Genomic DNA, 15,761 nt, shown 5'->3' on the forward strand with positions numbered 1-15,761 from the left:
AAGAATCTATTGGTTCGTTTTGAAACCAAGGCCAGTAACTGGTTGGCCTTCCACTGGCTGGCATTTTGTACGCTGTTATTGCGCCATCTCAAACTTTAGACAACATCAAAAAGAAAACCCTTGTTTCAGAAGATGTTAAGGCAATAAGGTGGGGATTAGGACTAATACTCTACAAAATCTGTGGAAAAACTTAATCAATTGTATTCAGCACAAATGGCTAATCGCCACAGTATCAGCATATGGCATAGTTTTGGTTAAATCGGTCATGAATTCAACGTTAACTCTTAAACCAACAGATAACATGGCTTCTTTAGGAACTCAAATCGCCAATTTTTTTAGTAGTAGTGATAATGATACAAGGGAAGGGCTGAATGGCCTTTTCATCGATGAGTTACGTGGCATTTATTACGCCGAGAAACAGGCCGTTGACGCACTGGGTGAACAAGCCGACGCATCGACGACGGATGAAGTAAGAAATGCGTTTCTTCAGCACCAGGAAGAAACCAGGGGCCAAGTTGCTCGTCTGGAAGATGTATTCCGGAGTGTCGGTGCCGACGTAGATGACAAAACATGCGCTGCTATAGATGGCTTGGTCGATGATGCGCAAACCGTGGTTGCCAGCACCGAATCTGGCTCATTAACGCGTGATGCGGGCTTGATCATTGCCGGGCAGAAGATTGAACACCACGAGATTGCAGCCTATGGGTCGGTCGTGACGCTGGCTAAAGTATTGGGTTATTCAGATGCCGCCCGCCTGTTGCAGCAAACGCTTGAAGAAGAAAAGAACACTGACCGTAAGCTGACTCAATTAGCCGAGTCATTCATTAATCAGCGGGCAGCTTCGGAAGACGATAACTCACCTAACTCCGGTTCCAGTCAGTACGGTGACCAATATAATACGGCGGTGAATCCTGACGGCACCCGCTACAGTGACAGTTCAACGACCGGATACGGGTCCACAACCACCGGGTATGGTTCGTCGGATGCAAGCCTGCTGGGCGGTTCCCGGTCACTGTGAAGTTAACCAGCTAGTATAAGAAAGCGGCACGCCTAATCTAGGCGTGCCGCTTTCTTTTTTTTATATCAGCTTGTAGAAAAGGCTTTTACCCAATTAATTGTTGCTGATAGGGTCAGCCGTTTCCGGATCGGGTTCGGTGCCGTCGTTGTTGCCCAGTGTATCCCCGTTGCCATAGTGGGAGCGATCGACTTCCATGTTTGGGCTGCCCGAAGCCGCTCCTGTTCCATCATTTCCCGTGGCGGCTTCTTCCTCATCGGTCGGTGTGGTTGGGGGCGCATTGACATCACCGGCCAGATCGGCCGGGTTATAATCCTGATTGATCAAAATACTGTCGTCCGGCGTTTGGGCGGTTCCACCCGTAGTCGATCCAATCGTTGAATCCTGATTCATGTTTTCCATAAACGTTACTTGTAAAGAGTAATAAAGGGGTTGAATGAGCCTATGGGCTATCTGTTCAACCTTTTGTGAATAATTCCCACAGACGACTGTACAACTTACTTGCGTACGTCTTTACATCGAGGTGTGATGCATGGATGGTAAAGGGTAAAAACTGGTTAGCTGATGAAGGCAGCGGTTCGATGCGAACGGTTCGGCCCGTGGTCCAGGTGCCAGCCAATCGCCGAACAGAACCCGTGAGCCGTAGACCCGCATCGATCAAATCCGTCTGGCAGGTTTCCGGGTGATGTGCCTGCGACAAGTCCTGCGAAAACCGCTGGAGCTGGTTGGCATCGAACCACGACAGTTCCGGCATATGCAAGTGATTGACATACCGATCATTGCGGCAAAGGAAACGGACCGAAAGCAGTGCTTTGCCAGCCGTCCGCCGGGACGATACCTGCAAGTCGATTACTTCAAAGGGAGCCGTTTGGGAGGCAGTAGAGAGTTCAATGTTCATAGCTGATGAAGGATAAAAACAGGTGTATGGTTATACTAAAATGGTGTATTCAACAAAGTCCAGGGATGCCTGACAATCGGATGGTGTAAAACCCATCGTCGTAGACTAACCCTGTACACAACGGGGATGTTTTACTCGATTCCAATAGATTTTTACACATAAATCATTTTCCGGGTCATTCCTCCATCGACCACAAAGTTCTGACCGGTGATAAAATTATTCTCGGGCGCAATCAAAAACAGAATCATCCGGGCGATATCGTCGGCCTGACCTACCCGGCCAGCAGGATGCTGTTCGTTGTCTTCCGGGCGAAGGTCATCTGCTTTTGCTTTCGCCTTTTTCTTCAAGGCCGATACATCGATCCAGCCGGGACTGATCGCGTTGACCCGCACATCGGGACCTAAACTAACCGCCAGTGAATGAGTCAGAGCGATAATACCGCCCTTGCTCGCTGAATAGGCAAACGTATCCGGCTCGGATTGAAACGCCCGCGTAGAGGCAATGTTGATGATACAGCCTTTCTGAGCCGCCAGCAATGGTGCAGTATGTTTGGCGCAGAGGAAAGAGCCGGTTAAATTGGTGCCAATCACCCGGTTCCACTCATCCAGCGTCAGTTTATCGAGTGACTTCTCAACCATGATGGCGGCATTGTTGATGAGGGCGTCGATCTGGCCAAAATGGGCAACTGTCTGCTCCGTCGCTTTTTTTACGTTGATTTCGCTGGAGACATCGCAGGAGACAAACAGGATTTGCGCCGACGAGGCTTTGAATGCTTCACGAAGTTCGGCAAGAGCGTCCGTATCAGCCTCCCAGATGGCTACCCGATAGCCATGCGTCAGTAAATACTGCGTGGTCACCCGGCCAATACCCTGACCTCCACCAGTAATGATTGCTGTTTTCATACAAGTTGGATAAACGCATCGAACGACCAAACTACGCGGTTTTGGTAACACAACGTTACTCCGACCGGTTAACTTAGGCGTAACTTTATCGAACGGGCCGGGCTATTTTCGCTGTATATGCTTCAGATTGCGTTTTCGCCGGTGTACCGGCTCCGGTTGCCCGAAGGGCACCGATTTCCCATGCTCAAATACGAATTGATCCATGAACAGCTCCTTTATGAGGGAACCTGCACCGAAGCTAATTTCTTTAGTCCCGCTCCGGTTGACGATCGTTGGGTACTGGGTGTACATACGCCAGCTTACGTACAGGCGCTGAAAACGGGAACGATAGATCCGAAAATGATGCGCCGGATTGGGTTTCCGCTGACGCCTGAGTTGATTGAACGCGAATGGATCATTACCCAGGGAACCATTGACTGTACGCAGCTTGCCCGGCGGGACGGCGTGGCCATGAATGTTGCGGGTGGTACGCATCATGCCTTCCCGGACCGGGGCGAAGGGTTCTGTATGCTCAACGATGTAGGCGTGGCGGCCCATTACCTGCTCGAAACAGGGCAGGCTCAACAGATTCTGGTCGTGGATTTGGATGTTCATCAGGGAAACGGAACGGCCTGCATGTTTCAGCACGAAACGAGGGTTTTTACGTTCAGCATGCAGGGGCAGGATAATTACCCACTTAAGAAAGAGCAATCCGATCTGGATGTCAATCTGCCGACCGGCACGACCGACGACGGCTACCTGAACCGACTGTATGATATCCTGCCCGGCCTGATTCGACGGGTGCAACCCGATTTTTTGTTTTACGTATCGGGCGTCGATATTCTGGCTTCTGATCGTCTGGGTAAACTGAATGTGAGTCGGGATGGGTGCCGACAGCGCGATAGATTCGTATTTGAACAGGCAATCCAATCCGGATTACCCATTACGGTCTCGATGGGGGGCGGCTACTCGCCCCGCCTGACCGATATTGTCGAGGCTCACTGCAATACGTTCCGGGTGGCTGCCGATCTGTTTTTCTAACTAAAGAGCGATTATCCGATAAGGAACCTGGTCACAGGGTAACGATCTTTATCTTTCGCGTTGATTCGGTTGTATCTTGCTCGCTTAAAAATTCGTCTACCGAAATGTAGTAAAGTCGGGCATTGCGTTCGTTTTACCTAGAACATGAAGCAGAATATCGTTAAAACCAGACTTAAAAATAACCAGGCCGTACTGGGCGTACTGTCTAATAGTAATGATCCCACCGTGGCCGAATTATGCGGTTACTCGGGATTGGATTTCTACATGATCGATGGTGAACACAGTTCTGTCACGACATCCGAGGTCCAAAACATCGTGCGAGCCTGTGAACTAAGTGGCATCACGCCACTGGCCCGGGTACGGAGCAACGACCCCAAGCTTATCCTTCAATTTTTAGATGCGGGTGTTATGGGAATTATGATGCCAGCTATCAGCACGGTTGCCGAAGCTGAAGCCCTGGTGCAGGCCGTAAACTACCCACCCATAGGTGCCCGTGGTTTTGCGCCCGTACGCGCAAACGACTACCTGCTGGGCAGCATGAACCAGGGAGAGTTTGTCGCTTTTGCCAATGAGCAGGTGCTGGTGCTGGCCCAAATTGAAGACAAAGAAGCAATCGACAATCTCGATGACCTGTTATTGGTAGAGGGCATTGACGGCTTTGTCATTGGCCCCCGCGATCTGGCCATGAGTATGGGGTATTATGATGGACCCGGTCATGATGAAGTAAAACGAACGATTGCCGGCGTGGTTGAGAAGATCAGAAAAGCCGGGCGTATTGCCGGAACCACTGCCGCGACCGGCGATCAGGCCAGAGCCCTGATCGATCGGGGCGTCCTGTTTTGCCTGAATTCGTTCGCTGGTTTGCTAAAAATGGCTTCGACGGATTTTATGAAGGGGAGAGGGTAAGAACTACTGAATAAAGGCGGTAATGAGTGATTTTTTGGGATAACTACCAATTATTCTTCACACTTCATTCCTCATTCTTTATTTTTTTCTCTACCTTTGCACCCTCATTTCCAATTTCATACAAGCACATGTACGCAATCGTAGAGATCGCAGGGCAGCAATTTAAGATCCAAAAGGGTCGCCATATCTATACCCACCGGTTAGAAGGCGATGTGGACGCTGCACTTGCCTCCGACAAGGTGAAAATTCTCCTTGTTGACAACGAAGGGAGCATCACCGTTGGTGCTCCAACTGTCGCCGGAGCGGCAGTATCGGCTAAAATAGTCGAACACCTTAAAGGCGAGAAGGTTATCATCTTCAAAAAGAAACGCCGGAAAGGGTACAAAAAGAAAAACGGCCACCGTCAGTACCTGACGAAGGTCATGATCGAAGACATAACTCTCTAAAACAGTAGCGAGGAGCAGGTAGTGAGAAGTTGCCGATGCAAGCCCAATTCTCACTACTCGCTCCTCACTCCTAACTACTTCAAAGAAATGGCACACAAGAAAGGTGTAGGTAGTTCCAGAAACGGCCGTGATTCGCATAGCAAGCGGCTGGGTGTTAAATTGTTCGGTGGCCAGGTGGCTATTCCAGGCAATATCATCGTCCGCCAGCGCGGTACGAAACACCACCCCGGCAAAAATGTCGGTTTAGGTAAAGATTATACGTTATTTGCGCTGGTAGCGGGCACCGTGAAATTCCGTCCGGGCCGCGACAGCCGCTCGTACGTGGATATTATTCCGGCAGAAGCACCAGCAGTTGAAGTCGCTGCTTAATATAGTAAGCTTTTCAAAACCCGCTCAATGGATGTTGAGCGGGTTTTTTTGTGCATAAAAACTAAAAAAACACCATGGCTGTTACCACTGTGCGAATGCCGCTTGACGTATCCGTAAACTGAACATATTTTGCCGATGAATCCTACACTAAGCCGTCCCGTATCCATTTTTACGGAAGGAAGCCCCAATCCGAACTCCATGAAGTTCGTCGTTAATTTTGAACTTGTTCCGGAAGGGCTCTCATTCGATTATGCTACCCCGGGTGATGCCTTGCTCGACGGAAAAGCCTCACCACTGGCGGTTGCTCTGTTTGGGTTTGACTTTGTGCGCCGGGTGTTTATATCAGGCAACTTTGTAACGGTCACCAAAGACGACGAGACTGATTGGGATGATGTGTTGCTCGAACTCAAGCTTTTTCTGAAAGGCTACTTTGGCGAGCAAAAACCCGTCTTCTCACAACGAACCGTAGAGACCAACACAACAAAACTCGACATGGACTCTGAAACGGTCCAGAAGATAAAAGCTGTGTTGGATCAATACATCAAACCCGCCGTTGAGTCGGATGGAGGAGCTATTAGTTTTTATTCGTTCGACGAGCCAAGTGGCACGGTGAAAGTATTGTTACAGGGCTCATGCAGTGGGTGCCCATCCTCTACGCTTACTCTCAAATCAGGCATCGAAAATCTGTTGACTCGCCTGGTACCTGAGGTTAAACTGGTTGAAGCGGAAGGCGTTTAAAAATAAAAGGCCGCCGGGTAACGGGTACATTTATAGGGAGCTGTCGTTTTCGTAACTTTGAAAGGTTACGAAAACGACAGCTCTTAGTTTCAGTACGGTTCATCGCGTAATGCCTTGAGTTGATGTTCGTTTTTTACTGAGAGAAGAAATAATTGAATCAACTAAGCGGCTGATAATTACATCACTTAGTAATTATTTTTATACCAATAAATCAAAATAATTCAATTTTTGGTAACCCTGGCTTGCCGATTGCCGTTTACTTTGCAGTTCACTTTGCCATTCAACTTGTAACTGCATGAAGTATTCGTTTGCTTTATTATCCTCTTTACTCCTTTCGACAACTAGCTTTTCGCAAAATTTACTTGGTATCTCTACCAGTCGTTACGGTGGAACCAATCGACTGTATATCAATCCGGCACTCGCTGCCGATTCTCCGTCAAAATTTTACCTGAATATTTTTACGGGTAGTGGCCACGTCGATAATAACTACGTTCGGTATCAGGCTCCCTTTTCACTGGCGCGTTTAATTACCGGCACCGTACCGTCCCAATACAAAAGTGCCGATGGATCGATCAAGTTTTCGTCTGATTACACGCGGGAAATGTTGAACGGACGACCCAAGAACGGAACGATCTGGGGCGAAGTGCGGGGACCCTCCTTTTTGATCAAAACGGGACAAAGCAGTGCTTTTGCGGTCACCACACGCTTCCGGGCGGTTGGGCAGGTCGTTGGCGCATCCGAAACGTTACTCTCCGCGCTTCGGGCGAGCTTAAGCGATGGTGCTTTTTACAGTGTTCCCAGCAACGACAACAAATTCAGCGCCAACACGAATACGTATGCCGAGTTGGGACTAACCTATGCCGGAGCCATTCTGGAAGGTGACGGCCGAAAACTTTTGCTCGGGGCAACCGCAAAGTTTCTGCTCGGCTACAATGCCCAGCAACTAATCAACAGGGGATTGAATTACCGCATTGTTACGGATCCCGACAATTCAAGCAGTGCTTTACTGGAAGTCAATAAACTGGATGCTACCCTTGCGTATACGACCTTTCTGGAAAATCGTAGCCTGAATCCGCAGACCCTGTTCAACAGGGCGGCACCCGGTAAGGGACTGGGGCTGGATATTGGCCTAACCTACGTCGATCAGTATGATGAAGATAGCCCAACCTTGCAATTGGGCGTTGCCGTAACGGATATTGGTGGGCTTTCGTATACGGGTCCGAAGTATGAGTACAACGATTTGGGAGCGAATCCGGCGCAATTTAAGGGGAGCGATTTTAACCAGGTCAGTGGGCCGCAGGGTATTGCTGAAGTTATCCAGAAAAAATTAAATACGGGTCGTACACCAGACAGCCAACAGTTTCGGGCGGGTTTACCTACATCGCTGAACCTCTCTGCTGATTATCAATTGCCGGGTGGATTGGGTGTCAACGTGACGTATTTGCAGGATATGCGATCGGTGAAGGCAACAGCCATTCACCAGCCGACACTAGTGGCCGTAACACCCCGGTACGATGCGCGCTGGTTGAGTATCGCGGCTCCTTTTGCCTACCTCAACGGAGGACTGACGGCCGGTGCTTCGGTGCGGGTAGGGCCGGGCTGGCTCGGGACTGATAACCTGCTGGGCTTACTGGGCAGCAATTCCAACAGCATCAAACCCCGTGGTCTGGATGTATACCTGGGGGTCGCTTTCGGCATCGGTCGGGCCAGCGAAGATCGCTACGATCGTTGATGGTTTAAGGCAGTTTTTGCGTAAATTTGATCAGGCTACGGCTTTACGTTGTGAGCAGTGGCCTGATCAGGTAGTCCGTTAAAAGAGGGGCAGTAGGCGTCTCTGCCAGGGGTTTTGATTTTCCCGCGGTTGACTGACTACCTTTGCAACGTACAAAATTGCCTATACAGGTCTGTTATGACCGAACGAGCTACTTTTTTCGATACACCGCTACTTTACCTGAAAGGGTTAGGACCGCAGCGCACGGAACTGCTCAATAAAGAGCTGAATCTGTTCACGTACGGCGACCTGATTCAATATTATCCGTTCCGTTACGACGACCGGACGCGTTACTACACCATCAGCGAGTTGATGGACTCCATGCCATCGGCTCAGATTCGTGGCCGACTTCGGGATTGGTACCTGGAAGGTGAGGGACCCAAAAAACGCCTTGTCGCTACCTTTACCGATGGCACCGGCTCCATGAGTCTCGTTTGGTTTCAGAGTATAACCTACCTGGAGAAATCGCTTCGGCGCGATGGGGAATACATCGTGTACGGCAAGCCCCAGTCGTTCAACGGCCAATTCAGTATCGTTCACCCAGAGCTGGAAAACGCGATTACGGCCTCAGAAAATGAGCCCGGTTTCTTTCCTGTCTATAACCTCACCGAAAAACTTCGGAAGCGTCACCTCGACAGCAAAGTGCTGGGAAAAGCCATGCGAAGTCTGATCGAACTGTCGTGGCCGCACATTCGCGAAACACTGCCTGACTCGCTTATCCAGCAATACCGGCTGATTGGTAAGCGGGAGGCTATGTGGAACATACACCTGCCGCAAAATCAGGCCTGGCTGAAACAGGCTCAGCGTCGGCTTAAGTTCGAGGAATTGTTCTACAACCAGCTGCGACTGATCAAGAATAAGCTTATTCAGAAAGAAGAATTTCCGGGACAGATTTTCCGGGACACGTCGCTGATGAAGCACTTCTACAAAGAACTTCTGCCGTTTGAGCTGACAGGTGCCCAGCAGCGGGTGATCAAAGAAATCTACGGTGATTTCCTAACAGGGAAGCAGATGAACCGGCTCCTGCAGGGTGATGTGGGCAGTGGCAAAACCATTGTGGCCTTCATCGCTTGTCTGATGGCCATTGGCAATGGTGCCCAGGCCTGCCTGATGGCCCCAACTGAAATTCTGGCCGATCAGCATTATAACGGACTTAAACCGTTTGCCGAGGCTATGGGCCTCAACCTGGGCATTCTGACGGGATCGACTAATAAAAAGCGCCGGGTTGTGCTACACGACGAACTTCAGTCGGGCAAGATGCACATTCTGGTCGGTACCCACGCGCTTCTCGAAGATGCGGTGCAATACAAAAATCTGGGGTTGTGCATCATCGACGAACAGCACCGGTTTGGTGTTGCCCAGCGAGCCAAACTTTGGCGCAAAAACGAAACGGTGCCCCCCCACATTCTGGTCATGACGGCTACGCCCATTCCGCGCACGCTGGCCATGACCCTCTACGGCAATCTCGATGTATCGACCATCGACGAACTTCCCAAAGGTCGAAAACCCATTAAAACGGTGCATAAGTACGACAAGCACCGTTCCGAAGTATTCGGCTTTATGCGGCAGCAGATTGAACTTGGCCGTCAGGTATATGTCGTTTATCCACTGATCGAGGAGTCGGAGAAGCTGGATTACAAAGACCTGATGGATGGGTTTGAGAGTATGCAGCGGGCCTTCCCGCGGCCAAAATACGAGATTGGTATGCTGCACGGGAAGATGCTGGCCTACGAAAAAGATGATGAGATGAAGCGGTTTCTGAAACACGAAACCCATATTCTGGTCGCTACTACGGTCATCGAGGTGGGCGTCAATGTGCCAAACGCCAGTGTGATGGTTATTGAAAGTGCCGAACGATTCGGCTTATCGCAACTGCACCAGTTGCGGGGGCGGGTAGGGCGGGGGGCTGACCAGTCCTATTGCATTATGATGACCGGCTACAAACTCAGCAGCGATACCCGCACCCGGCTCGAAACGATGGTACGAACCAACAACGGTTTCGAAATTGCCGATATGGATTTGCAACTACGCGGTCCCGGCGATTTGACGGGTACCCAGCAAAGTGGCGTAATGGATTTGATGATTGCCGATCTGGCCAAAGATGGCGCCATTCTGACTGCCGCCCGGGAGTCGGCGCAGGCTATTTTAGCCGAAGATCCTGAGCTTCTGCTGCCCCAGCATACCCCCATCCGCAATCACGTTGACGGACTTAAACAAACTGAAAACAACTGGGGACGAATTTCATAAAACGGTACCAGTATAACTGGCTGTTCACGTTGATTTTATCTTAATAATTGTGAAATACCATTTTTTAATGGTAAAAAAAAGTAAACATCGGGTAATAAATAGTGAGTAAAAACCCTTAGTGACCCTGCTTTGACCTGTTAATATTCTCTATTAAAAACAGGTTGCTCATGCAAAAAATGTTTACCAACAGGAAGGCCTTCCTCCAGTATGAAGGCGCTTTCCTATCAACTGCCATCTGGCCACGGCGAATCGTGTTCTGTTCGCTGTTCCTGCTTGGTCTGCTCGGTTCGGTGGGCGCTTTCGCCCAAACCAAGGTGTCTGGTAAGGTCGTTGACGCACAAGGACTGGCTCTGCCTGGGGTTAGTATTGTGGTTAAAGGAACGACTACCGGTACGGTGTCGTCGGCAGATGGCGATTACACGCTGAATCTGGCTCGGGGAAATGAGACCCTGGTGTTCTCATACATTGGCTTTATGAGCCAGGAATTGTCGGCCGCTAACAAGACAACAATCAACGTCACCTTAGCTTCGGATGATAAAATGCTGAACGAGGTGGTCGTCGTTGGGTACGGCGAGCAGAAAAAGGAAACCGTAACGGGTGCTGTGGCTACCGTAAAAGGTGCCGAGCTGGTCAAGTCGCCTGCTATGAACCTGAGTAACTCCATTGCGGGCCGGATGCCAGGCGTTATTGCCACCAATGCCAGCGGTGAGCCTGGAGCGGATGGGGCTACCATTCGTATCCGGGGGTCTAACACGCTGGGTAACAACGATGCCCTGATCGTTATCGACGGTGTGCCTGCCCGGGCCGGGGGTATCGACCGCCTGAATCCGGCGGATATCGAAAGCATGTCGGTCCTGAAAGATGCTTCGGCGGCTATCTACGGATCAAGGGCGGCCAACGGGGTAATTCTGGTAACCACCAAACGGGGTAAGAGCGGTAAGCCGGAGCTTTCCTACAGTTTCAACCAGGGCTTTGGTCAACCGACGGTCGTTCCCAAAATGGCCACGGCGGCTGAGTATGCTCAGTTGAACAACGAAATCAACTTATACAATAACCTGCCTGCCGGGTATTGGAAAGATGCCAATACGGCCTTCAATACCACCGGAAGCTACACCCGCCCTGACAATGGACTAGTCGTTAAAGCGCCCTACTCGCCCGACGATATCAAGAAGTTTCAGGATGGTTCTGATCCCTGGGGACACCCGAATACCGACTGGTTTGGCTCGGCTCTGAAGACCTGGTCGCCCCAGGTTCGGCACACGTTGCAGCTAGTGGGCGGTTCGGAAAACATCAAGTACCTGACCTCCGTCAACTACCAGAATCAGGATGCTTATTACAAAAACTCGGCTACGGGCTACAAACAGTACGACTTCCGGCTGAATCTGGATGCCAAAATCAGTAAGTATATTAACTTAGTGACAGGCGTTGTGGGTCGTCAGGAAAATCGGTTTTACCCAACGGTTGCTGCTGGCGATATTTTCCGGATGCTGGCTCGGGGGTATCCAAACAAGCCCGCTTTCTGGCCAACTGGTCAGCCTGCCCCTGATATCGAGAATGGACAGCAACCCGTACTGGTGACAACCAGCGCCACGGGTTACGATAGAGATACCCGGTATTACCTGCAAAGCAATGCCAGCTTAAACATCACCAACCCCTGGGTGCCAGGCCTTAAGCTGACCGCCAGCGTTGCATTGGACAAATATATACAGCAGGGCAAGAAGTGGCAGACTCCCTGGTTCGTATATAGCTGGGATTATACCTCCTACGATCCAACAACGAAAGAGCCAGTACTTCAGCGCGTACAGAAAGGGCCCGCGCAATCGACCCTCAATCAATACACGAACGATCAGTTCAACTCGCTGCTGTCCGGTATCTTATCCTACGACCATACCTTTGGGGCCAGTCATGCCATTACGTTGCTGGCGGGTATCACGAAAGAGCAGTCTAATTCGAACGGTTTCCGGGGATTCCGCCAGTACTTTAACTCGACGGCTATCGATCAGCTGTTTGCCGGGGGAAGTTCCCAGCAGGTGGCTACCAATGACGCTACCCAAACACCTATCTGGGAACGGGCTCGTATGAGTTACTTCGGTCGGGCAGCCTATAATTACAAAGAGAGATACCTGTTTGAATTCCTGGGGCGGTACGATGGTTCGTATATGTTTCCTCGTTCGAGCCGTTGGGGTTTCTTCCCCGGCGTAACGGCGGGCTGGCGTATTTCTGAGGAGAGCTTCTTCAAGAAAGCGCTGCCAGTGGTTAGCTCTCTGAAACTACGGGCATCCTGGGGTCAGTTGGGGAACGACCAAGTGTACTTCAACAATACATTACGCGAATATGACTACTTACCTACGTATGCCTACGGTGACCGCGTCAATTCGAACTGGGGTTATGTTATAAACAACCAGGTTTCGCAGACACTCTACGAAAACGGTGTTCCGAACACATCGCTGACCTGGGAGGTAGCCAACAATACGGACATCGGTCTGGAAGGCTCCCTGCTGAATGGGAAAGTGTTCTTCGAGTTCGACGTATTCCAGAACAAGCGGTCGAACATCCTGTGGCGCAAGAGTGCGTCTATCCCACAAACGACGGGAGCTACCTTACCCGCTACGAACATTGGGAAGGTTACCAACAAAGGGTATGAGTTCCGGATTGGTTACAACGGCCAGGCTGGTGACTTCAAATACAACGTTAGTGTGAACGGTGGCTATGCCAAGAACACCATTACGTTCTGGGACGAAACCCCGGGTGCACCCGAGTGGCAGCGGTCAACAGGTAAGCCTATTCCGACTAACGTCAATGACCCGAACCAGCAAAATGGTACCCTTATGTATCAGTATGACGGGATTTTTTCTACGCAGGCTGACATCGATGCCAATAAGCTGGATTACAGTGGGGTAGGTGCTAGCTTGTTACGGCCTGGCGACATGAAGTTGAAGGACATTGATGGAAATGGCAAAATTGATGCAAACGACCGTGTTCGGGCCGATCGCAACAACCAGCCCCGTTTTCAGGGTGGTTTGAACGCCAGTGTCCGCTACAAAAACTTCGATCTCAGTATCCTGTTCCAGGGCTCGACTGGAGGTCAGATCTTCCTGCAAACGGAGTCGGGTACCATTGGTAATTTCCTGCAATACAGCTATGATCACCGCTGGACGGTAGATAACCCAAGCACCGTTGATCCACGCATTGTGGACCGCAGTAACCAGTACTTCTCCAACGGTACCACCTACTGGCTGAGAAGCACTAACTATGTTCGTCTGAAAAACCTGGAGCTGGGCTATACCCTACCCAGTACGGTTGGAAGCAAGATTGGCTTGAACAACCTACGGGTGTACGTAAACGGGTTAAATCTGGCTACTTACGCGCCTGCCATGAAAGGTATATACGATCCCGAATCGACGAATAGCGGGGGACAGTATTACCCACAGGCACGAGTGATCAACGCGGGCTTAACACTTAGTTTCTAAAAGATTAATCAGATTAGTATGAATTATATAGCAAAGTGTCTATCGTTCAGCCTGCTGTTGGGCACAACGATGATCGCCTGTAACACCGATTTCCTGGATACGCAACCGCTCGACAAAGTATCGGGTGATGCGGTTTGGGCCGACCGTGCCCTGTCCGAAGCTTTTGTAACGGATGTGTACAATGGTCTTCGGGATGGTCTGCTGGATCAGATGAGTTTTGATTGCCAGACCGACAACGCCCTGTATAGCTTTGGCAAACAGGACGTAAACGAAGCAAACGTTAGCCCGTCGAATACGGGCACAGTTAAAACGACGATGGAATGGCAGGAGATGTACGCCCGGATTCGGTCTGCAAACATTGCCCTGTCGAAGTTAGCCAAGCCAACGTTTGATAATACGGGTAACCTGGCTGGCCGGATGCGTGGAGAGATGTACTTTATGCGGGCCTACTTCTACAACCAACTGTTGCGCTACTACGGAGCTATTCCCATCATTAAAACGCCTTATACATTAAATGAGGGGGATTTTACTGTTGCCCGTAATACGTATGAAGAGTGCGTCAACGCCATCGTTACCGATCTGGACTCAGCCTCTGCGCTGTTGAAGGGCCGGAGTATGGAAGCGGGCCGGGCTACGATGGGTGCGTCTATGGCCCTCAAAGCACGGGTACTGTTGTATGCCGCTAGTGATTTGCACGACATCCCGACGGCCAAAGCCAAGTCGAGTGTCATTGCCGGTTTCGCTAATCCTGAACTCCTTGGCTACGTAAGTGGCGACCGGACGACTCGCTGGAAAAAAGCTCAGGACGCAGCAAAAGCCGTGATGGATCTGAATCTGTACGGTTACAAGCTGAATCTGGCCGCTCCCGTTACGGCTGCCGAAGGACAGCAGAACTATGTGAACCTGTCGCTGTCGCAAAACGGTGGTGAAACCGATGGTATTTTCCTGAAATACTATATCCGGGCATCGAATGATGACTGGGGTTCCTGGTTCCCACGCAATAACATGCCAAACGGTTACCACGGCTGGACATCCAGTGAACCAACCCAGCAAATGGTGGATAACTATGAGATGATGGATGGGACCAAGTTCGATTGGAAAAATCCAGCTCATGCCGCAGCACCTTATGAAAACCGTGACCCCCGCTTTTATGCTTCGATCCTGTATGATGGTGCGCAGTGGAAACCCCGTACGCCCGATGGGGCTGGTATCGATCCCGCCGGTCAGATTCAAATGGGCGAATACGAAGTGGGTACGTCGGCCGCTCCGGTTAAGTTCTCGGGCCTGGACACGCGTAACAGCACGATCGAAAACTGGAATGGTACCTGGACGGGCTACGCTATCCGGAAGTTCTTCAATACGGATGTGTCGCTGGTGGATCAGAACATCCGTCAGGAGATTCCTTCCATTCAGATTCGCTATACGGAAGTTGTGCTGAACTATGCTGAAACCTGTTTGATGCTGGGTCAGGAAGCGGAAGCTAAGAAATGGATCAACGCTGTTCGCTTCCGGGTCGGTATGCCCGCTGTCACCGAAACGGGTGCCGCGCTGATCGCGCGCTACCAGAATGAGCGGAACGTTGAGATGTTCCTGGAAGATCAGCGTTTCTACGACGTTCGTCGGTGGATGATCGCGCCAACCGTACTCGGTCAGCAGGCCCGTATTATTTCAATTACGGGCAAACTCAAGCCAGGCAAGTCGGTTACGACCTATAAGTATAGCAAAGACAATTATACCTATACTTACCAGGTTCAGGACTTGGGGACGGGTAAGGAGAACCGGAAATGGTCAGATAAGATTTATTTCCTGCCGATCAACCGGGATGAAATTAACCGGAACAATAAACTGATCCAAAATCCCGGTTACTAAGCGCATCGACTGGGTTATTTGTTTCTTAAAAAATGCCAGTACTCAAGGGTACTGGCATTTTTTAGTTTATTTTTATAGGATTTTGAGGAAAATACTCAAGTGCCTGGTAA

Annotated in this window: 13 protein-coding genes; 10 read left to right on the forward strand and 3 right to left on the reverse strand. The window is 50.5% G+C overall.

Features of this window, described 5'->3' with window-relative positions:
* Positions 1–301: 301 nt before the first annotated feature.
* Entirely contained in the window at positions 302–1,018 is a 717-nt protein-coding gene (locus ACYU8Y_RS06905; RefSeq protein ID WP_460935559.1) for a YciE/YciF ferroxidase family protein, read from the forward strand.
* A gap of 93 nt (positions 1,019–1,111) precedes the next feature.
* On the opposite strand, the gene ACYU8Y_RS06910 is transcribed toward ACYU8Y_RS06905, so the two are convergent.
* The 3 genes from ACYU8Y_RS06910 to ACYU8Y_RS06920 form a co-directional block, all read right to left on the reverse strand.
* The gene (locus tag ACYU8Y_RS06910) at positions 1,112–1,417 is read right to left on the reverse strand and encodes a hypothetical protein (RefSeq protein WP_460935560.1); all 306 of its coding nucleotides are present in this window, start codon (positions 1,415–1,417) and stop codon (positions 1,112–1,114) included.
* A gap of 55 nt (positions 1,418–1,472) precedes the next feature.
* Positions 1,473–1,913 carry a hypothetical protein gene (locus tag ACYU8Y_RS06915; protein ID WP_460935562.1) on the reverse strand — a complete coding sequence of 147 codons (441 nt, stop codon included), beginning with the start codon at positions 1,911–1,913 and terminating at the stop codon, positions 1,473–1,475.
* A gap of 152 nt (positions 1,914–2,065) precedes the next feature.
* A complete protein-coding gene (locus ACYU8Y_RS06920) occupies positions 2,066–2,815 on the reverse strand; it encodes an SDR family oxidoreductase (RefSeq protein WP_460935563.1) in 750 nt (249 codons plus the stop codon).
* Positions 2,816–2,932: 117 nt separating this feature from the next.
* Here ACYU8Y_RS06920 and ACYU8Y_RS06925 point away from each other — a divergent pair, with 117 nt between their 5' ends.
* The 9 genes from ACYU8Y_RS06925 (at position 2,933) to ACYU8Y_RS06965 (ending at position 15,651) form a co-directional block, all read left to right on the forward strand.
* Positions 2,933–3,835: a histone deacetylase family protein gene (locus ACYU8Y_RS06925; RefSeq protein ID WP_460935565.1), complete on the forward strand. Its 903-nt coding sequence runs from the start codon at positions 2,933–2,935 to the stop codon at positions 3,833–3,835.
* A gap of 144 nt (positions 3,836–3,979) precedes the next feature.
* Positions 3,980–4,741, forward strand: a complete 762-nt coding sequence (locus ACYU8Y_RS06930; RefSeq protein ID WP_460935567.1) for an HpcH/HpaI aldolase family protein — start codon at positions 3,980–3,982, stop codon at positions 4,739–4,741.
* 128 nt (positions 4,742–4,869) lie between these two features.
* The gene (rplU, locus tag ACYU8Y_RS06935; protein ID WP_460935569.1) at positions 4,870–5,187 is read left to right on the forward strand and encodes a 50S ribosomal protein L21; all 318 of its coding nucleotides are present in this window, start codon (positions 4,870–4,872) and stop codon (positions 5,185–5,187) included.
* Between the two features lie 87 nt (positions 5,188–5,274).
* Positions 5,275–5,556 (forward strand): 50S ribosomal protein L27, encoded by a 282-nt coding sequence (rpmA, locus tag ACYU8Y_RS06940; protein ID WP_460935571.1) that lies wholly within the window; start codon positions 5,275–5,277, stop codon positions 5,554–5,556.
* Between the two features lie 135 nt (positions 5,557–5,691).
* Entirely contained in the window at positions 5,692–6,294 is a 603-nt protein-coding gene (locus ACYU8Y_RS06945; RefSeq protein WP_460935573.1) for a NifU family protein, read from the forward strand.
* A gap of 295 nt (positions 6,295–6,589) precedes the next feature.
* Complete coding sequence (locus tag ACYU8Y_RS06950) at positions 6,590–8,026, forward strand: DUF5723 family protein (protein ID WP_460935575.1); 1,437 nt, start codon at positions 6,590–6,592, stop codon at positions 8,024–8,026.
* A gap of 177 nt (positions 8,027–8,203) precedes the next feature.
* Entirely contained in the window at positions 8,204–10,312 is a 2,109-nt protein-coding gene (recG, locus tag ACYU8Y_RS06955; protein WP_460935577.1) for an ATP-dependent DNA helicase RecG, read from the forward strand.
* Between the two features lie 167 nt (positions 10,313–10,479).
* Complete coding sequence (locus ACYU8Y_RS06960) at positions 10,480–13,782, forward strand: SusC/RagA family TonB-linked outer membrane protein (RefSeq protein ID WP_460935579.1); 3,303 nt, start codon at positions 10,480–10,482, stop codon at positions 13,780–13,782.
* An 18-nt stretch (positions 13,783–13,800) separates the two neighbouring features.
* Positions 13,801–15,651, forward strand: a complete 1,851-nt coding sequence (locus ACYU8Y_RS06965; RefSeq protein WP_460935582.1) for a RagB/SusD family nutrient uptake outer membrane protein — start codon at positions 13,801–13,803, stop codon at positions 15,649–15,651.
* The last annotated feature ends 110 nt before the right edge of the window (positions 15,652–15,761 follow it).

The sequence above is a fragment of the Spirosoma humi genome, assembly GCF_054776575.1.

Bases quoted from the DNA above. Each gene is read 5' to 3' on its own strand.
- ACYU8Y_RS06965 (WP_460935582.1), top strand. From the start codon at position 13,801: ATGAATTATATAGCAAAGTGTCTATCGTTCAGCCTGCTGTTGGGCACA.
- ACYU8Y_RS06960 (WP_460935579.1), top strand. From the start codon at position 10,480: ATGCAAAAAATGTTTACCAACAGGAAGGCCTTCCTCCAGTATGAAGGC.
- ACYU8Y_RS06930 (WP_460935567.1), top strand. From the start codon at position 3,980: ATGAAGCAGAATATCGTTAAAACCAGACTTAAAAATAACCAGGCCGTA.
- ACYU8Y_RS06915 (WP_460935562.1), bottom strand. From the start codon at position 1,913: ATGAACATTGAACTCTCTACTGCCTCCCAAACGGCTCCCTTTGAAGTA.
- ACYU8Y_RS06950 (WP_460935575.1), top strand. From the start codon at position 6,590: ATGAAGTATTCGTTTGCTTTATTATCCTCTTTACTCCTTTCGACAACT.
- ACYU8Y_RS06925 (WP_460935565.1), top strand. From the start codon at position 2,933: ATGCTTCAGATTGCGTTTTCGCCGGTGTACCGGCTCCGGTTGCCCGAA.
- ACYU8Y_RS06920 (WP_460935563.1), bottom strand. From the start codon at position 2,815: ATGAAAACAGCAATCATTACTGGTGGAGGTCAGGGTATTGGCCGGGTG.
- rplU (WP_460935569.1), top strand. From the start codon at position 4,870: ATGTACGCAATCGTAGAGATCGCAGGGCAGCAATTTAAGATCCAAAAG.
- ACYU8Y_RS06905 (WP_460935559.1), top strand. From the start codon at position 302: ATGGCTTCTTTAGGAACTCAAATCGCCAATTTTTTTAGTAGTAGTGAT.
- recG (WP_460935577.1), top strand. From the start codon at position 8,204: ATGACCGAACGAGCTACTTTTTTCGATACACCGCTACTTTACCTGAAA.
- rpmA (WP_460935571.1), top strand. From the start codon at position 5,275: ATGGCACACAAGAAAGGTGTAGGTAGTTCCAGAAACGGCCGTGATTCG.
- ACYU8Y_RS06945 (WP_460935573.1), top strand. From the start codon at position 5,692: ATGAATCCTACACTAAGCCGTCCCGTATCCATTTTTACGGAAGGAAGC.
- ACYU8Y_RS06910 (WP_460935560.1), bottom strand. From the start codon at position 1,417: ATGGAAAACATGAATCAGGATTCAACGATTGGATCGACTACGGGTGGA.